This window comes from Halopseudomonas sp. 4NH20-0008 (genome assembly GCF_057548395.1).
Genome location: NZ_BAAJMD010000014.1, coordinates 74,141 through 88,409, shown reverse-complemented (window position 1 = coordinate 88,409; position 14,269 = coordinate 74,141). Strand labels below are relative to the sequence as shown.

The 14,269-nt window shown below is 57.7% G+C and carries 15 protein-coding genes; 7 read left to right on the top strand and 8 right to left on the bottom strand.

Annotation, left to right across the window (positions count from 1 at the left end):
- Positions 1–15 precede the first annotated feature (15 nt).
- On the bottom strand, positions 16–1,074 hold the full coding sequence (locus tag AC27HQ_RS14150; protein ID WP_487156832.1) for an AI-2E family transporter: 1,059 nt from the start codon (positions 1,072–1,074) through the stop codon (positions 16–18).
- A 179-nt stretch (positions 1,075–1,253) separates the two neighbouring features.
- Positions 1,254–1,505, bottom strand: a complete 252-nt coding sequence (locus AC27HQ_RS14145; RefSeq protein ID WP_487156831.1) for a GlsB/YeaQ/YmgE family stress response membrane protein — start codon at positions 1,503–1,505, stop codon at positions 1,254–1,256.
- A gap of 256 nt (positions 1,506–1,761) precedes the next feature.
- Here AC27HQ_RS14145 and AC27HQ_RS14140 point away from each other — a divergent pair, with 256 nt between their 5' ends.
- From AC27HQ_RS14140 to arfB, 3 genes are read left to right on the top strand one after another with little or no spacing between them, the layout of a single operon-like run.
- Positions 1,762–2,103: a YkvA family protein gene (locus AC27HQ_RS14140; RefSeq protein ID WP_487156830.1), complete on the top strand. Its 342-nt coding sequence runs from the start codon at positions 1,762–1,764 to the stop codon at positions 2,101–2,103.
- Positions 2,104–2,119: 16 nt separating this feature from the next.
- Complete coding sequence (locus AC27HQ_RS14135; RefSeq protein WP_487156829.1) at positions 2,120–2,557, top strand: nucleoside deaminase; 438 nt, start codon at positions 2,120–2,122, stop codon at positions 2,555–2,557.
- A 7-nt stretch (positions 2,558–2,564) separates the two neighbouring features.
- Positions 2,565–2,978 carry an alternative ribosome rescue aminoacyl-tRNA hydrolase ArfB gene (gene arfB, locus AC27HQ_RS14130; RefSeq protein ID WP_487156828.1) on the top strand — a complete coding sequence of 138 codons (414 nt, stop codon included), beginning with the start codon at positions 2,565–2,567 and terminating at the stop codon, positions 2,976–2,978.
- Between the two features lie 495 nt (positions 2,979–3,473).
- Here arfB and AC27HQ_RS14125 read toward each other — a convergent pair whose 3' ends face one another.
- From AC27HQ_RS14125 to AC27HQ_RS14115, 3 genes are all read right to left on the bottom strand, one after another.
- Positions 3,474–4,466, bottom strand: a complete 993-nt coding sequence (locus AC27HQ_RS14125; RefSeq protein ID WP_487156827.1) for an L-threonylcarbamoyladenylate synthase — start codon at positions 4,464–4,466, stop codon at positions 3,474–3,476.
- A gap of 40 nt (positions 4,467–4,506) precedes the next feature.
- Positions 4,507–6,186 carry a dihydroxy-acid dehydratase gene (gene ilvD / locus AC27HQ_RS14120; RefSeq protein WP_487156826.1) on the bottom strand — a complete coding sequence of 560 codons (1,680 nt, stop codon included), beginning with the start codon at positions 6,184–6,186 and terminating at the stop codon, positions 4,507–4,509.
- A 159-nt stretch (positions 6,187–6,345) separates the two neighbouring features.
- Complete coding sequence (locus tag AC27HQ_RS14115) at positions 6,346–7,194, bottom strand: DUF6671 family protein (RefSeq protein WP_487156825.1); 849 nt, start codon at positions 7,192–7,194, stop codon at positions 6,346–6,348.
- Between the two features lie 352 nt (positions 7,195–7,546).
- Here AC27HQ_RS14115 and nhaR point away from each other — a divergent pair, with 352 nt between their 5' ends.
- The gene (nhaR, locus tag AC27HQ_RS14110) at positions 7,547–8,458 is read left to right on the top strand and encodes a transcriptional activator NhaR (protein ID WP_487156824.1); all 912 of its coding nucleotides are present in this window, start codon (positions 7,547–7,549) and stop codon (positions 8,456–8,458) included.
- Positions 8,459–8,482: 24 nt separating this feature from the next.
- Here the strand turns inward: nhaR and AC27HQ_RS14105 are convergent, their stop codons facing one another.
- Both AC27HQ_RS14105 and AC27HQ_RS14100 read right to left on the bottom strand, forming a co-directional pair.
- Positions 8,483–9,340, bottom strand: coding sequence for a PA4780 family RIO1-like protein kinase (locus tag AC27HQ_RS14105; RefSeq protein WP_487156823.1), 858 nt, complete (start codon positions 9,338–9,340; stop codon positions 8,483–8,485).
- Positions 9,341–9,379: 39 nt separating this feature from the next.
- Complete coding sequence (locus AC27HQ_RS14100) at positions 9,380–10,417, bottom strand: M14 family zinc carboxypeptidase (RefSeq protein ID WP_487156822.1); 1,038 nt, start codon at positions 10,415–10,417, stop codon at positions 9,380–9,382.
- A 177-nt stretch (positions 10,418–10,594) separates the two neighbouring features.
- Between AC27HQ_RS14100 and AC27HQ_RS14095 the strand changes: the two genes are divergently transcribed.
- From AC27HQ_RS14095 to AC27HQ_RS14085, 3 genes are read left to right on the top strand one after another with little or no spacing between them, the layout of a single operon-like run.
- Positions 10,595–12,280, top strand: a complete 1,686-nt coding sequence (locus AC27HQ_RS14095) for a carbon starvation CstA family protein (protein WP_487156821.1) — start codon at positions 10,595–10,597, stop codon at positions 12,278–12,280.
- Complete coding sequence (locus AC27HQ_RS14090; protein WP_487156820.1) at positions 12,273–12,551, top strand: cory-CC-star protein; 279 nt, start codon at positions 12,273–12,275, stop codon at positions 12,549–12,551. Before AC27HQ_RS14095 ends, AC27HQ_RS14090 begins: the two co-directional genes overlap by 8 nt.
- Positions 12,552–12,566: 15 nt before the next feature.
- Positions 12,567–13,574, top strand: coding sequence for an ArsA family ATPase (locus tag AC27HQ_RS14085; protein ID WP_487156819.1), 1,008 nt, complete (start codon positions 12,567–12,569; stop codon positions 13,572–13,574).
- A 23-nt stretch (positions 13,575–13,597) separates the two neighbouring features.
- Here AC27HQ_RS14085 and AC27HQ_RS14080 read toward each other — a convergent pair whose 3' ends face one another.
- Positions 13,598–14,236, bottom strand: coding sequence for a TetR/AcrR family transcriptional regulator (locus AC27HQ_RS14080; protein ID WP_487156818.1), 639 nt, complete (start codon positions 14,234–14,236; stop codon positions 13,598–13,600).
- Positions 14,237–14,269 lie beyond the last annotated feature (33 nt).

The following is a 14,269-nucleotide window of genomic DNA, read 5'->3' as shown; positions in this document are numbered from 1 at the left end:
CGGGTCGACGATGTCCTAGCTACGCTTTTCGACCCGCTCACTCATCATGATCCCCGCCCAGCGGGTTGAGGGCGAGGCGTCCAGCGCCAGTTTGGCAATCATGGTCAGGGGGATCGACAGCACCATGCCCACCGGTCCGAAGACATAACCCCAGATCAGCAACGAAACCAGTACGATCAGCGGCGATAGGCCTAGACTGCGACCCATCAGCTTGGGTTCGATAACATTGCCGATCAGGGTGTTAATCAGCACATACATGACCAGCACGATCAGTGCATCGGTTACACCCAGCCCCAGCAGGGCAATAAGCACCGCGGGCACCCCGGCAATGATCGAGCCGATGGTCGGGATGAAGTTCAGCAAGCCGGCGACAATGCCCCAAAGAATGGCAAAGTCCACGCCGATGATGGCCAGGCCAATACCCACACACAGGCCGGTGGCGACACTGACGGCGGTCTTGATCAACAAGTAGCGGTAGACCGAGCGCAGAAAGCGTCTGGAGCGCACCCGTGCCCGGCGACGCGAGGGAAAGGCTGCGTTGAGCTTGTCCATCAGCGTGCGCTCTTCCAGCAGCAGGAACATGAAGGCCAGCAACACCAGCAGCGTGCTGGCAGTAAAGGCCCCCAGTCCGCCGGCAATCTCGCGGGCTGCCCCGGTGATGGTTGCCGTGGCGGGAAGCGGCAGGGTCTGCGGCAACAGCTCTGCAGGCAAACCTCGGGCCACAATGATCTCGCGCAGATCGTTCATCCAGCCGATAAAACGGGCCTGATACAGCGGCGCCTGGGTCGCCATGCTTTCCGCCGCGCCCTTGAGGGCCAGAAACAATAGAAAGAACGACAGACCCACAACGGAAAACAGCACCAGCACCGACAGCGGACCGGGCACGCCCCGGCGTTGCATCCAGCTCAATGGCGGCGCACAGATGATCGCCAGAAAGGCCGCCAGCAGAAAGGGGGTAACGATGCTGCTGATGGCCTTGAGCCCCGCCAGAACGATGACCAGTGCGGCTGCGCCGAGCAGCCACTGAAACGCATTGGATACGGATTGGGGGGGAGCGGGAATAGGGGACTGCATACTGTCATCCTGTTGCTGCCGGCGCGTTGACGGCCAGGCCTGTTGAATATGGGTGACATGATAAGGCTAAAGGCGGGGCAGCTACAGAGCTGGGGATGGAATTTATCGGGTAGTTTATTGTCGTCAGACAGGCTGAGCCACCAGATAAATCAGGCCCAGCTTGTCATCGTCAATCTGCTTCAGCGACGAAATACGCCGAGCAAACGCAGTATGACAATCAGCAGAATCGCACCGCCGAGTGCAACGAGAAAACGCGCCAGATCACCTGCAGTTGAAATACCCAGTTCGCCGGCAATCCAGAAGCCCATGGCAGAACCGAGGATACCAACCAGAATGTTGGCGATGATGCCCATCTGACCGTTGGTTTTCATGACGATGCTGGCCAGCCAGCCAATGATGCCGCCGATGATAATGGTGATAATCCAGCTCATTGTTTTGCCTTCCTTTAGTTTTTGAACGAGCCGGCAGGTTTCCCATTGCCGGGTATCAAGCAGTCACTGCCCTGGCCACCAGGGAGTAAAGCGGGAATGGCAGCCGAGTACGGCCATTCGTCGTACTCTGTGCCCACAGCATAGACTAAAGCGCTTGCCGGTTGTCTCTATATTGTTGGCCTGGCGTTGAACGCCCGGGCTGGACGCGGGTCTGCATAGGCGTTAGCGTGGTTAATAGCAATCAGAGGGTTTCCCCATGAAAAATAAGGATGACCTGTCCAGCGCGTTCACTGAGACAGGTTTTTGGCAAAAACTCAGCGGCTATGCAAAGCAAGCCGGTCGCGAGGTGGTCGAGAAAGCCTTGTGGATGTATTTTGCGGCGCAGAATCCGCACACGCCGGCCTGGGCAAGGTCGGTGATATTCGGTGCGCTGGCCTATTTTATTCTGCCCCTCGATGCCATGCCGGACATGCTGCCGGGTATCGGTTACAGCGATGACCTGGGCGTATTGGCTGCCGCCTTTGCGGCGGTGTCGGTGTACATTACGGCTGATGTTAAAAACCAGGCTGCAGACAAGATTGCAGCCTGGTTTGGTTGATTTCGGAGAGCGGTGAATGGATCCTTTTATGCGTGCCTGTATTGATGAGGCCCTTGTCGGACTGGCAGAGGGTGGCATTCCGATTGGCTCGGTGCTGGTGCACAAGGGACAGATACTGGGCCGTGGCCACAACAAGCGGGTGCAGCAGGGAAGTGCGGTGCTGCATGGCGAGATGGATGCTCTGGAAAATGCTGGGCGTTTGCCCGCGTCGGTGTATGCCGAGTCGGTGCTCTATACCACGCTGTCACCCTGTGCGATGTGCAGTGGCGCCATTCTGCTGTACGGCATACCGAAGGTAATCGTTGGCGAGAATCACAGCTTTATGGGCGAAGAGACCTTGCTGCGTTCCCGTGGTGTTGAGGTCGAGGTACTGCAGGATGACGAATGCATCGCTATGATGCGCGATTTCATGCAGCGTTCGCCGGCACTCTGGAATGAGGATATCGGCGTATAATCGGGCCATGATCAAATTAGCCAACGATGTTGAACTCGGCGACTGGGAAGTGGAAATCAGTGCCATTCGCTCCCAGGGCGCCGGCGGACAGAACGTCAATAAAGTCTCAAGTGCCATTCATTTGCGCTTTGATATCAATGCCTCGAGTCTGCCGCCGTTCTTCAAGGAGCGGTTACTGGCGCTGTCTGATCAGCGGATCAGTAAGGACGGGGTAATCATCATCAAGGCGCAGTCCTACCGCACCCAGGAAATGAACCGTGATGATGCCATCAAGCGCTTGCAGGAGCTGATCAACGCTGCCGTCGTCGTGCAGAAGAAGCGCCGCCCGACCAAACCCACCAAGGGCTCGCAGCAGCGGCGTATGGACAGCAAAACCATTCGTGGCAAAGCCAAGTCACTGCGTGGAAAGGTTTCGATCTGAGTTTGATCTTGTTACGCATGGCTCCTGCTCAGGATGTTATCGGTTGCATCAATAGCCCACTTTCCGCGTGTTGAAACCACGGCGCCAGCAATATCTGGGGATGGCATAGTGACAACTGTTGCCATTGCTTTTGCGCATCGCGCCCCGATGTTGCACTGGGGAAAACGGGAATAAAATACCCTGCTGTGTTGCATTTGCGCTCAGCCTTGGCTGCCTCGACCAAGATGCTGGCAAGCTTGCTTCGTGTTATCTCATGGCCGTGCAAAGCCACAATGGGCTGCAGCCAGCACAGCGTCCAAAGGCCCTGAAACTCCAGGGTTTGATCTATCCTCAGAGCCTGGCTGGGTGGCTGAACGACCATGTGCGGGTCAATCCATATCCCCAGAAGCGGCAATGGCTTTGCCGGATAATGGGTGCGGCTGAAACTAAGGAAGTGATTCAGCTCAACGCAGCTGCGGGGCAAATCCTCGGCACGTCTTACCAGCATCAGCAGGCTCAAGATGTCCCCCTGGCTGAGTGCGCGCCTCCAGCCGCGCGTTGCAAGCGATCATGCACGGCGCTCCAATCTATGCTCTGCGGTGGTCGCTCGATCAGGAGTTCATTGCAGCACCAGGTGTCGATATGACGCAGCTGAGCATAGAGCTGCCGTCCATAGTCCTCGGCCTGGCTGGGCATGCAATGCCAATGTCTGAAGCGAGGATCGGGTGCGGGTCTGCGGGCCATGACAGCCACTGTTCTACCTGCGATCACTGCTGTGTGGGCAAGGTCATCCAGCCGAAATGGATCAACCAGGCTGACAGGCGTTGTCGGTGCATAGTGTGATGAGAGTGAGCCTGGTACTCGGGGGCTGGCGCTTGAGCCAGTGGTCAGCCGTTCTCCCCCAACCTCCTCGAGTGTGCCTGGCATCACGGCGCCTGGTCGCAGTATCCGTGGCCGATCTGAACTGAGGTCGAGAATGGTGGACTCAAGGCCAACTGTGCAGGGTCCCCCGTCAAGAATACAATCAAGGGCGTCACCCATCTCAGCCGAAACATGATCTGCTGTGGTTGGGCTTACCCGCCCAAAGCGGTTGGCTGACGGCGCTGCAACGCCGCCCCCAAAGGCCTGGAGTAGCGCCAGGGCGACAGGGTGATCTGGCACACGCAAACCGATCGTATCCTGGCCGCCGGTCACTGCATCCGGAACTCCGGGTGCGCGCTTCAAAATAAGTGTAAGCGGCCCGGGCCAACAGTGTCTGGCCAGTCTCCAGGCGGCGTGCGGAATATCCCGCGCCCACAATGCCATCTCTTCTGCTGAACCAAGATGCACAATCAGCGGATGGTCGGCCGGACGCCCCTTGGCAGCAAATATCCGTGCTACCGCTGTGGCGTCGGCCGCGTTGGCGCCCAGTCCGTATACGGTCTCGGTGGGAAAGGCCACCAGGCCACCATCGCAGAGGAGAGCGGCTGCGCGACTGAGGTTTTCCGCGGTAGGGGGCGAGAGCTTCATGGCATCCACCCTGGGTTGTCCGGTCTTGCCAATACGGTCTTCATTTGTCGGTTACCGCACCTTCCGCAGCACTGGAAACCAGTTTGGCGTATTTGGCCAATACCCCTCGGGTGTACAGCGGTGCTGGTTGTACCCAGCGACTGCGCCGCTCAGCCAGGACACTATCGGGAACCGCCAGGCTGATTTCCCGGGTTTCTGCATTGATAGTGATCACATCACCGTCTTCCACCAGGGCGATAGGGCCACCATCGAAGGCTTCAGGGGTAATATGACCGACGACGAAGCCGTGCGAGCCGCCCGAGAATCGGCCGTCGGTAATCAGCGCCACCTCCTTGCCCAGACCTTTGCCCATCACCGCAGAGGTGGGTGACAGCATTTCTCGCATACCTGGCCCGCCTCGCGGCCCTTCATATCGGATAACGATGACATCACCAGCCACCACCTCGCCCTGCAGGATGCCTGCCAGTGCCGCTTCCTCGCCGTGGTAGACCCGAGCCTTGCCGCTGAAGTGAAGACCTTCCTTGCCGGTTATCTTGGCCACGGCGCCGGTGGGAGAGAGGTTGCCGCGGAGAATCACCAAGTGGGAGTCTTTTTTGATCGGGTCATCAAAGGGGCGGATGATGGATTGGTCGGCGGGATAGTCGGCGACATCAGCCAGGTTCTCGGCCAGGGTCTTGCCCGTGACAGTCAGCACATCACCATGCAGCAACCCTTTATCGAGCATGCGCTTCATGAGTGGTTGAATGCCACCGATGGCAACCAGTTCTGACATCATGAACTGGCCTGAGGGGCGCAGATCAGCCAGGACCGGGGTTGTCTTGCCAAGTTCGACAAAGTCATCCAGGGTGAGTTTGACATCGACAGCGTGGGCCATGGCCAGTAAGTGGAGCACGCCATTGGTCGAACCGGCGAGCGCGATAATCACGCGAATGGCGTTTTCAAAGGCCTTGCGCGTCATGATATCGCGCGGCTTGATGTCTTGAGCCAGCAGCGCCAGGACCTGTTGACCGGCGCGGAAACAGTCGGCTGACTTGTCGGCCGAAACGGCATTCTGTGCCGATGAACCGGGCAGTGACATGCCCATGGCCTCAATTGCAGAGGCCATGGTGTTGGCGGTATACATGCCACCACAGGAGCCTGGGCCGGGAATGGCAGTGTCTTCGATCTGTTTCAGCTCAATCAGATCCAGCCCGCCTTTGGCGTGCTGTCCGACCGCCTCGAAGACCGAAATAATATCGGTATGATCATAGCCAGGCTTGATGGTCCCGCCGTAAACGAAAATGGCGGGTCTGTTCAGGCGCGCCATGGCGATCAGGCAACCCGGCATGTTCTTGTCACAGCCACCCACGGCGACCAGGCCGTCAAATCCCTCGCAACCAACCACCGTCTCGATTGAATCGGCAATAACCTCTCGCGATACCAGCGAATACTTCATGCCCTCGGTGCCATTGGCGATTCCATCGGAGATGGTGATGGTGTTGAAGATAACAGCTTTGCCTCCCGCAGCATTGGCGCCTTTTTCTGCCTCTTCAGCCAGTTTGTTGATGTGCATATTGCACGGGGTGACATTGGCCCAGGTTGAGGCAATGCCGATTTGCGGTTTGCGAAAATCATCATCGGTAAAGCCAACGGCCCGCAGCATGGCACGGGCCGGTGCCGCCTCTGGGCCATCCACGACCTGGGAGGAGTGTTGACGCATCCGGTCGGTTATCGTGGTCATATCGCATACTCGCAGTTAGATAGAGCCGCATGGCTGTTGGGCTGCTGGTGGCTCGCAGCGATTTCATCCCGAGCATTGCAAGTCGTCATGATCACGGCGGGGTTGATGCATCCGGTTTCCAACCTTGGGTGCCAGGGGTTGTGCGTCATGTCTCTCTCCTCAGGGATTGCAAAAATCACATTGAGCCGGGTCAGCAAGGCCTTGGCCGGCAGTGTTGCGCGTTTCGCGATAATCGCAAGCAATACAGGCGTGTCGTGTTGCCTGAGTTGCTTGGGTTGGTGCACAGCAGGCTGCGCAGGGCAATCCTGGCAGATGCTCAACCACCCAGAATCCCGGTGTATTGCAGTCTGGACAGTGTGAACTGAGCTTGGCAGCCAGGTTGTCGGCTGCCTGAGCAATCATGGCCATGCGTGTTGGGTTGGCGTAGGCGCGGCCATCCACTTCGACCAGCACCGTTGCACTGTGCGCCTGTATCAAAGCCCTGTTAAAGGCACTTTCAAGCTTGTCCCAGCTATCCAGTCGGTCATGTATGCGCGTATCGTTCTGATTATCCGGTCGCAGCAGCAGCTGGTGTTCTGGAAAACCGGCCTGACGCGCGTAGGCTTCGATTTCATGCCAGTTGCTGGTCAGCAAATGACCTGACTTTGCATACCCTTGGGCAACCCCGACAACTTCAATACCACGCTGGTCGTCAATAAAAACCAGCAATTCAAGGTTCCAGGGAAGCATCCCCATGATCGGGTCGGGGCCAAAGCTACCTTCGCTGCCGAGCCCCAGAGTCAAGCCTGACAGGTCCATGCCCATGCGTGCCTTTTTGCGCGCAGCCTCAAGCTGCGTGCCCGCACGCTCAACAGTGCGCGAAAAGGTGCCTAGTGTGTCGGTGTCATAACCTGATATCAGCATTACCTGACAGCCCAATATCGGATCAAGTGCCTGGCTGATGACGTGCTCCTTGCCATGCTGAGTCAACAGCGCGACTTTTTGGTCATGGTAGGTCCCCAGGCTCACAGGGGGGCCACTGCAGCGGAAACAGCGTCAAACAGTGAATAGGCCACAGGAAGTGACTGCGTCCCGCTTTCGAACCCAGAAAACAAGGGGGCAGACACTAGGGTTGTGTCCCCCTTGTACGAGAAACCGGGCGTTTTCAAGTGTTGAATAGTCAAGGTCATGCCACTGTCATTCTGGCTTGGTTAGGACGGCGATAAGTCTGCACCCGCTCTGAGGCAGGGTGATCGTGGTCGTCAGTTGTGGGGAACACGAATAGCTTCACGCTGTGAGCATGCTAGTTTTGCTTTTGCATCAAGAAAAGCAGATTATTCTTTATGTTTTATTCGTTACAGACTGATAAGAGCAGGGCGTCATGCTGAATTACAAACAGCTGCATTATTTCTGGAATGTTGCCAAAGCCGGCAGCATCACGCGAGCAGCCGAACACTTGCACTTGACCCCGCAGACCATCAGCGGTCAATTGGCCGAGCTGGAGCGCGCATTGGGGACGCAGTTGTTCCGGCGTATTGGTCGTCGGCTTGAACTCACTTCAGCTGGAAAACTGGCACTGTCGCATGCCGATGACATATTCCAGCTGGGTAATGAACTGGAGCAATCGTTACGCAGCGGGGCTGGGAGTGAAGAACAGTCATTCCGTGTTGGGGTTGCCGATGCGGTACCGAAGTCCTTGGCCTATCGCTTGCTTGCACCGGCCATGACACTGGCTGACTCGATACGGCTGCTTTGTTACGAGGACAAGCTGGAACGGTTGTTCGCCGAGCTGGCCATTCATCAACTGGATTTGGTGATCGCTGATCGACCTCTGCCCGCTGAGCTTGGCGTCAAGGCTTATAATCATGCATTAGGTAGCTCTGCGATGGCATTTTATGCTGCACCAGAACTCGCAGCACAATACCGCCTGGGCTTTCCCCAGTCACTGAATGCGGCCCCCTTCTTACTCCCCGGCGACAAGGTTGCGGTGCATGCATCGCTGGTGCGATGGTTTGATGAACATCAGATTCAGCCTCATATAATTGGCAAGTTTGATGACAGTGCATTGATGAAGGCTTTTGGCAAGGCAGGGGCCGGTATCTTTCCCGCTCCGGCCATTCTGGCAGATGAGATAAATGATCAATACGGGGTTGAAGTAATAGGCTTAACAGAGGAGAGGATGGCACGCTACTACGCGATTTCTGTTGAGCGACGATTGAGCCATCCTGCCGTGCTTGCGGTCAGTAATGCGGCACAACAATCGCTTTTTGTTGAGGTTGGCCTGACGCCTTAGCGCGATCTGTCAGGCACTACCGCATCAGTCTTCTTCCAGGTTTTCCCGCAGGCGTTCCTGGCGTTCGCGTTCTTCGTCCATGACGGCCTTGATCTCGGCGACCACCGAATCGACATCCGCCTCGCCTTCCGGATCATCAAACTCACCGGTCAGTTCGCTATCAGGGGTTAGCTCGCCCGCTTCATACAATGCCCACATCTCATCGGCATAACGGGTGCTGAGCAGGGCCGGCGCATACTGGCCGTAATACTCGCTCATATTGCGCACATCCCGTTGCAACATCATGCGCGCGTTATTGTTGGCGGCGGCATCAACCACCTGCGGCAGGTCGATGATTACCGGGCCATAGGCATCGACCAGCACGTTGAACTCGGACAGATCGCCATGTACCAGACCGACACAGAGCATCAGTTTGACGTATTCCATGACCTGCGCGTGATCTTCCAGTGCCTGCTCTTCGCTCATCGAGACATCATTCAGGCGCGGTGCTACCCCGCCCGCATCATCGGTGACCAATTCCATCAGCAGCACGCCCTCAAAACAGCCAAAGGGCTTGGGCACCCGGACCCCGGCGGCGTCGAGCTTATACAGGGCATCGACCTCGGTATTGATCCAGGCATCTTCCTGTTGGCTGCGGCCGAACTTTGAGGCTTTTTCCATGGCGCGGGCGCGCCGTGAATTCCGCACCTTGCGGCCTTCCTGATAAAGCACGGCCTGTTTGAAGCTGCGTTTGCTGGCTTCCTTATAGACTTTGGCGCATCGAATCTCGTTGCCACAACGCACCACAAAGACGGCTGCCTCCTTGCCGCTCATCAGCGGGCGGATGACTTCGTCAATCAGGCCGTCTTCGACCAGGGGTTCAAGGCGTTTTGGTATTTTCATAGCGCCCTTATACCGTACTGGCGGCGCTTTGGGTATGCCTCAGCGATACCATTCCTGCTGAGCCTGGTCGCTCAGGTGGTCACGCTGGCTGGGTCTGGGAACCCAGTTGCGCCAGGACTGACCCGCGTTGAGAAGAAACTCGAAGAGGGGCAAATGCTGGCGCAGCACGCGGCGTTTGCGGTGGTCGATGACCGGGTTGAAGTAGCCGAAGTAATCGAGCATCTGCCGTGGATTCTTGCGCACCCACAACCAGGAACCCATTTCAAGGGTGAAGGGGAGAAACAGGTTGTCTGGATACTGCTCGGCCGATTCGTCGTACAGATAGTCCCAGAGATCACCATGGGTGGTGTAGTGAATGGATTGCGGCTCAATGATATAGGGATGGTGATGCGGGTAGGCCGACAGGTAAAGTTGCTTGAGTGCAAAGACTTCGGCCAGATTGGCAATCGGCTTGTGCGAGCGGGCATAACTGAACCACAGCCGGTCCTGACGGCCAAAGCCGCTGTGGCAGTCGACGCTGAGGGAGAAGGGCGCTTTCAGCAGACGCTGGCGCACGGTATTCACCAGGGCCAGGGCTTCAGGCTCCATGGGCTCACCGCGCTTGCCGCGATACCAGGGTAAACGTCGGCTGATTCGGTGCCCGCTGACCAGCCAGGGCACCGGGCCCATGGCGTCAATCGGTGCGTTACGCATCAGGTCGACACCGTTCAGGTTGCTGCGCCGGTGGTACCAGATGCCGCCGGGGTTGACCATGGGCATGAATACCAGACGCACCCGTTCCAACTGTCTGCGTAGCTGATCATCCCAGTCCAGGCGGTGTATCAGGCTGTGCATCCAGGACAGCAGTACCTGGGTGCCAATGCGCTCGACCCCATGCACACCGGCAAAGAAACCAATCACCGGTACCAGCTCGGAGCGACTGCCTAGCTCGATAACGCGGATGGGGATCTGAATGCCCTGGACATTGACCTGCTGCACGGTCTGACAACGCAGGTGACGTGCACCCAGGTGCAAAAGCTGCTCGAGCTCGATAAGTTCGGGCAGGTGACGCTGAATCTGTTGTTGCTGGTCGAGCATACGGGCGCTTCGATGAGGGGGCAATTGTGAAGTAAAGATGACAGTTTTATGTGTCAGCAAGATGACGCCCGCGACCCTGACGCTCTAATCCAAAGGTCTCTGACGTACCCCTGAAAGAGCACTTATGCGCTATATTTAGGCCTCGGATAACAACAACATGATTTTCAGGAGCCTGGCATGAATGTCATTGTTCTGCTTTTGCTTGGATTGGGCGCCATGGCCCTGGGCTATTTTGTCTATTCCAAATTCATCGCCGAGAAGATCTTCAAGCTGGACCCGGATTTTCGCACGCCTGCCCATGAGTTTGAGGATGGCATAGACTTTGTGCCGACCAACAAGTTTGTACTCTGGGGCCATCACTTTACCTCAGTTGCCGGTGCAGCCCCGATAGTCGGTCCGGCCATTGCTGTTATCTGGGGCTGGGCGCCGGCCTTTGCCTGGGTCGTGTTGGGGACCATCTTTTTTGCCGGGGTACATGATGCCGGCGCCATCTGGGCCAGCGTACGCAACAAGGCCAGGTCGGTGGGCGCCTTGACCGGCGACGTGGTCGGCAAACGGGCCCGCAGTATCTTCATGATTGTTATTTTCCTCGTGCTGTTGATGGTCAACGCGGTCTTTGCCGTCGTGATTGCGCGCTTGATGATGAGCTTTCCGACGGCCGTGGTGCCGGTCTGGGGCGCGATCTTTGTCGCCTTGATCATCGGTCAGCTGATCTATCGGCGTATTCTCAGCCTGCCAGTAGTCTCTATTCTTGGGGTGATTGCGCTCTATGCGTTGATTTTTGTCGGCCCTTCTTTGCCTCTGCAGATGCCCGCCGAGGTAGCACCGGGTGTATCGGGCAATGCCGCCTGGATTCTGATCCTGTTCCTGTATGCGGCCATAGCTTCGGTGTTGCCGGTCTGGGTGCTGTTGCAGCCGCGTGATTACATCAATGGGCTGCAGCTGTTTATTGGTCTGATTATTCTGTACGGCGCCATTGTGCTGCTGAACCCGGTCATGGTCGCGCCCATGTTCAACCTGGATGTGCCGCCGGGCACGCCATCGCTGGTACCACTGCTGTTTGTGACCATTGCCTGTGGCGCCATTTCCGGCTTCCACGGCCTGGTGTCCTCCGGTACCACCTCCAAACAGTTGAACCGTGAAACCGATGCCCGGTTTGTCGGTTATTTCGGTGCCATGGGCGAGGGTGGTCTGGCCCTGGCAGCCATTCTGGTGGCGACAGCTGGTTTTGCCAGCCTGGCTGACTGGCAGGCGATGTACAGTGCCTTTGGGCAAGGTGGCGTAACCGCCTTTGTACAGGGCGGCGCATACATTATTCACAACGGTCTGGGTCTGCCGGAAGTCACAGCGGCTACCTTGCTGACGGTGATGGCAGCCCTGTTTGCCGGCACCACCATGGATACCGGCTTGCGTCTCCAACGCTATATCTTCCAGGAATGGGGCGAGATCTATAACCAGGAATGGATGAAAAAGCCTTTGCCCGCAACCTTGCTGGCGGTGGGCAGTTGTTTGCTACTGGCCTTTGGTGCCGGTGGTGCAGATGGTTCGGGTGGCATGCTGATCTGGCCCTTGTTCGGCACTACCAACCAATTGCTGGCCGGGCTGACCTTGCTGGTGATTACCGTGATGCTGGTGCATCTTCGCCGACCCATGTGGTTTACCCTGATTCCGCTGTGCTTCCTGCTGGTCATGACCGTGACGGCATTGGTGATTCAGTTGCGGACCTTCTATGAGCAGGGCAACTGGTTCCTGCTGGGCCTGGATATCGTGGTGCTGGTGGCGGCGGTGCTGGTGGCCCTGGAATGTGCAGCGGCGTTGAAGCGTCACCTGTCGCAGGTCAAGCTGGAGCAAGCCGGTGGCTAAGCGAACGAATAGGGCGTCTGGCTGGCTGAGTCAGGCGCGCTTTTTTCTCGAAGAAGCCTACAGTGCCCCCTACCGTGGTGCCATTGCCCGCGCCCGGCGGGATGAAGAGGACCTGTTCATGCTACTGGTGTTTGGAGAAATGATGGGGCTGCCGAATCCGGCGGCCTATTACACCCTGGAGTTGCAGCCGTTGTTGCTGGAACGCTTCCATGAGTGGCACACGCGCATGGGCATGGAGCGCTCACCGTTGGATCACTGCCGATGTTGCTGAGCGGGTGTGCCCGTGATGTTTGACCTGTTGCAACGCAAGCGGGTCTGGGTCGGTGGCAAAGGCGGGGTGGGCAAGACCACCATCGCTGCTGCATTGGCCATGCTGGCAGCGCAACGCGGGATCAAAACCTTGGTGGTGTCTACTGACCCAGCGCACAGCCTGGGCGATGTATTCGATCGCGCCTTGAGTGACATGCCGATCCAGGTGCTGCCCAATCTGCATGCCATGGAGATTGATCCCGACATTGAAGTCGACGCCCACCTGGAGCGAGTAACGCGACAGATGGCGCGCTTTGCTTCCGTTCAGATGCTCGCCGAGCTCAAACGCCAGATGCAGTTGACCCGACAGTCGCCGGGGGCGCAGGAGGCCGCATTGCTGGAACGCCTGGCGCGCTTGCTGAATGAACCGGATCCGCGCTGGGATCTGATCATCTTCGATACGGCACCCACCGGGCATACCCTGCGTCTGCTGACCCTGCCGGAAATGATGGCGGCCTGGACCGATGGACTGCTCAATCACAGTCGCCGCTCTGAACAGCTATCTCAGGTGCTTAAACATCTGACCCCCAGGGGCGGTAGAGATATCAGTTCGCCGCTGGCCGACCCGCAGGCCGACAAGCTCGGCGATCTTGATCAACGTGGCCGCGAGATGGCCGAGACCCTGCTGGCTCGACGGCAGCAATTTATCCAGGCGCGCCGGCAGTTGGAGGATCCTCGTATCAGTGGTTTCCTGTTTGTGCTGACGCCTGAGCGTCTGCCCATTCTCGAAACCGTGCGCGCGGTGGACACGCTGAAAGCGGTCGATATTCCGGTGGCGGCAGTCTTGATCAATCGCGTCATCCCGCCGCAGGCGGATGGCGACTTCATGGCGCGCAGGCGCAGTCAGGAAGCACAATGGCTGGCCCGCATTGATAAAGAGTTGGCAGCTTTGCCCAGGCCGCGCCTACCCTGGCTGGATACCGACGTGCAGGGGGTCGAGAATCTGCAGATCATTGTCGCGGCGTTGATCGAGCAGGGCTTTTAGACTTTTTTCCAGTCGGTTGCTGATCAGTCTGGTCGCAATGCCCGCAGCATCAGGTTGACGGCTGACTCGACGCGCTGCTGTTTTTCTTCGGCACTGGGCGTCTCACGGCCATTCATCCACAAGCCGGTGACCATATTGCCTTTGAACATGCCGATCAATTGATCTGCCTGCTCCAGCGGATCATCCAGGCGAATCTGTCCCAGCCTTTGCGCTTCTGCGAGCAGGTTTGCTGCATTTTGCACCGAGGCTTTCGGCCCGTCACGGTAGATGAGTTGGCCATGGGCGCTATGTCGTGCACCGTGGGCGATCACAGTGCGCATGATACGCACGCCCTGTTCACTGGTCAGAAAATCAAGTAAATGCATCCCCAGCTCTACCAGTTGCGTACGCAGGTCTTCGAGATCAGCAACCGGGGCCTTGGATTGGCCTTGCATATCACGATGCTGACGCTCCAGAACCGCTGAGAGCAAGGCTTCAGCGTTGTCGAAATGACGATAAATGGTGCCTTTGGACACCCCGGCACGGCGCGCGACACCCTCAATCGTAAAATGCATGTCGCCCTCGGCGAAACCGCACAGGACCGCATCAAGAATGCTCTCGAGCTTTTCCTGATCGACGGGTCTGCCGGGTCCGGTTTGACAATTTTGAGGGGGCTTGCTCATTGACGCTCCACTGCACAGATGATCGTGCGTGCA

What these genes read in the sequence shown, in the direction of transcription:
- AC27HQ_RS14150 (WP_487156832.1), bottom strand. Translation starts at nt 1,074, where the DNA reads ATGCAGTCCCCTATTCCCGCTCCCCCCCAATCCGTATCCAATGCGTTT.
- AC27HQ_RS14145 (WP_487156831.1), bottom strand. Translation starts at nt 1,505, where the DNA reads ATGAGCTGGATTATCACCATTATCATCGGCGGCATCATTGGCTGGCTG.
- AC27HQ_RS14140 (WP_487156830.1), top strand. Translation starts at nt 1,762, where the DNA reads ATGAAAAATAAGGATGACCTGTCCAGCGCGTTCACTGAGACAGGTTTT.
- AC27HQ_RS14135 (WP_487156829.1), top strand. Translation starts at nt 2,120, where the DNA reads ATGGATCCTTTTATGCGTGCCTGTATTGATGAGGCCCTTGTCGGACTG.
- arfB (WP_487156828.1), top strand. Translation starts at nt 2,565, where the DNA reads ATGATCAAATTAGCCAACGATGTTGAACTCGGCGACTGGGAAGTGGAA.
- AC27HQ_RS14125 (WP_487156827.1), bottom strand. Translation starts at nt 4,466, where the DNA reads ATGAAGCTCTCGCCCCCTACCGCGGAAAACCTCAGTCGCGCAGCCGCT.
- ilvD (WP_487156826.1), bottom strand. Translation starts at nt 6,186, where the DNA reads ATGACCACGATAACCGACCGGATGCGTCAACACTCCTCCCAGGTCGTG.
- nhaR (WP_487156824.1), top strand. Translation starts at nt 7,547, where the DNA reads ATGCTGAATTACAAACAGCTGCATTATTTCTGGAATGTTGCCAAAGCC.
- AC27HQ_RS14105 (WP_487156823.1), bottom strand. Translation starts at nt 9,340, where the DNA reads ATGAAAATACCAAAACGCCTTGAACCCCTGGTCGAAGACGGCCTGATT.
- AC27HQ_RS14100 (WP_487156822.1), bottom strand. Translation starts at nt 10,417, where the DNA reads ATGCTCGACCAGCAACAACAGATTCAGCGTCACCTGCCCGAACTTATC.
- AC27HQ_RS14095 (WP_487156821.1), top strand. Translation starts at nt 10,595, where the DNA reads ATGAATGTCATTGTTCTGCTTTTGCTTGGATTGGGCGCCATGGCCCTG.
- AC27HQ_RS14085 (WP_487156819.1), top strand. Translation starts at nt 12,567, where the DNA reads ATGTTTGACCTGTTGCAACGCAAGCGGGTCTGGGTCGGTGGCAAAGGC.
- AC27HQ_RS14080 (WP_487156818.1), bottom strand. Translation starts at nt 14,236, where the DNA reads ATGAGCAAGCCCCCTCAAAATTGTCAAACCGGACCCGGCAGACCCGTC.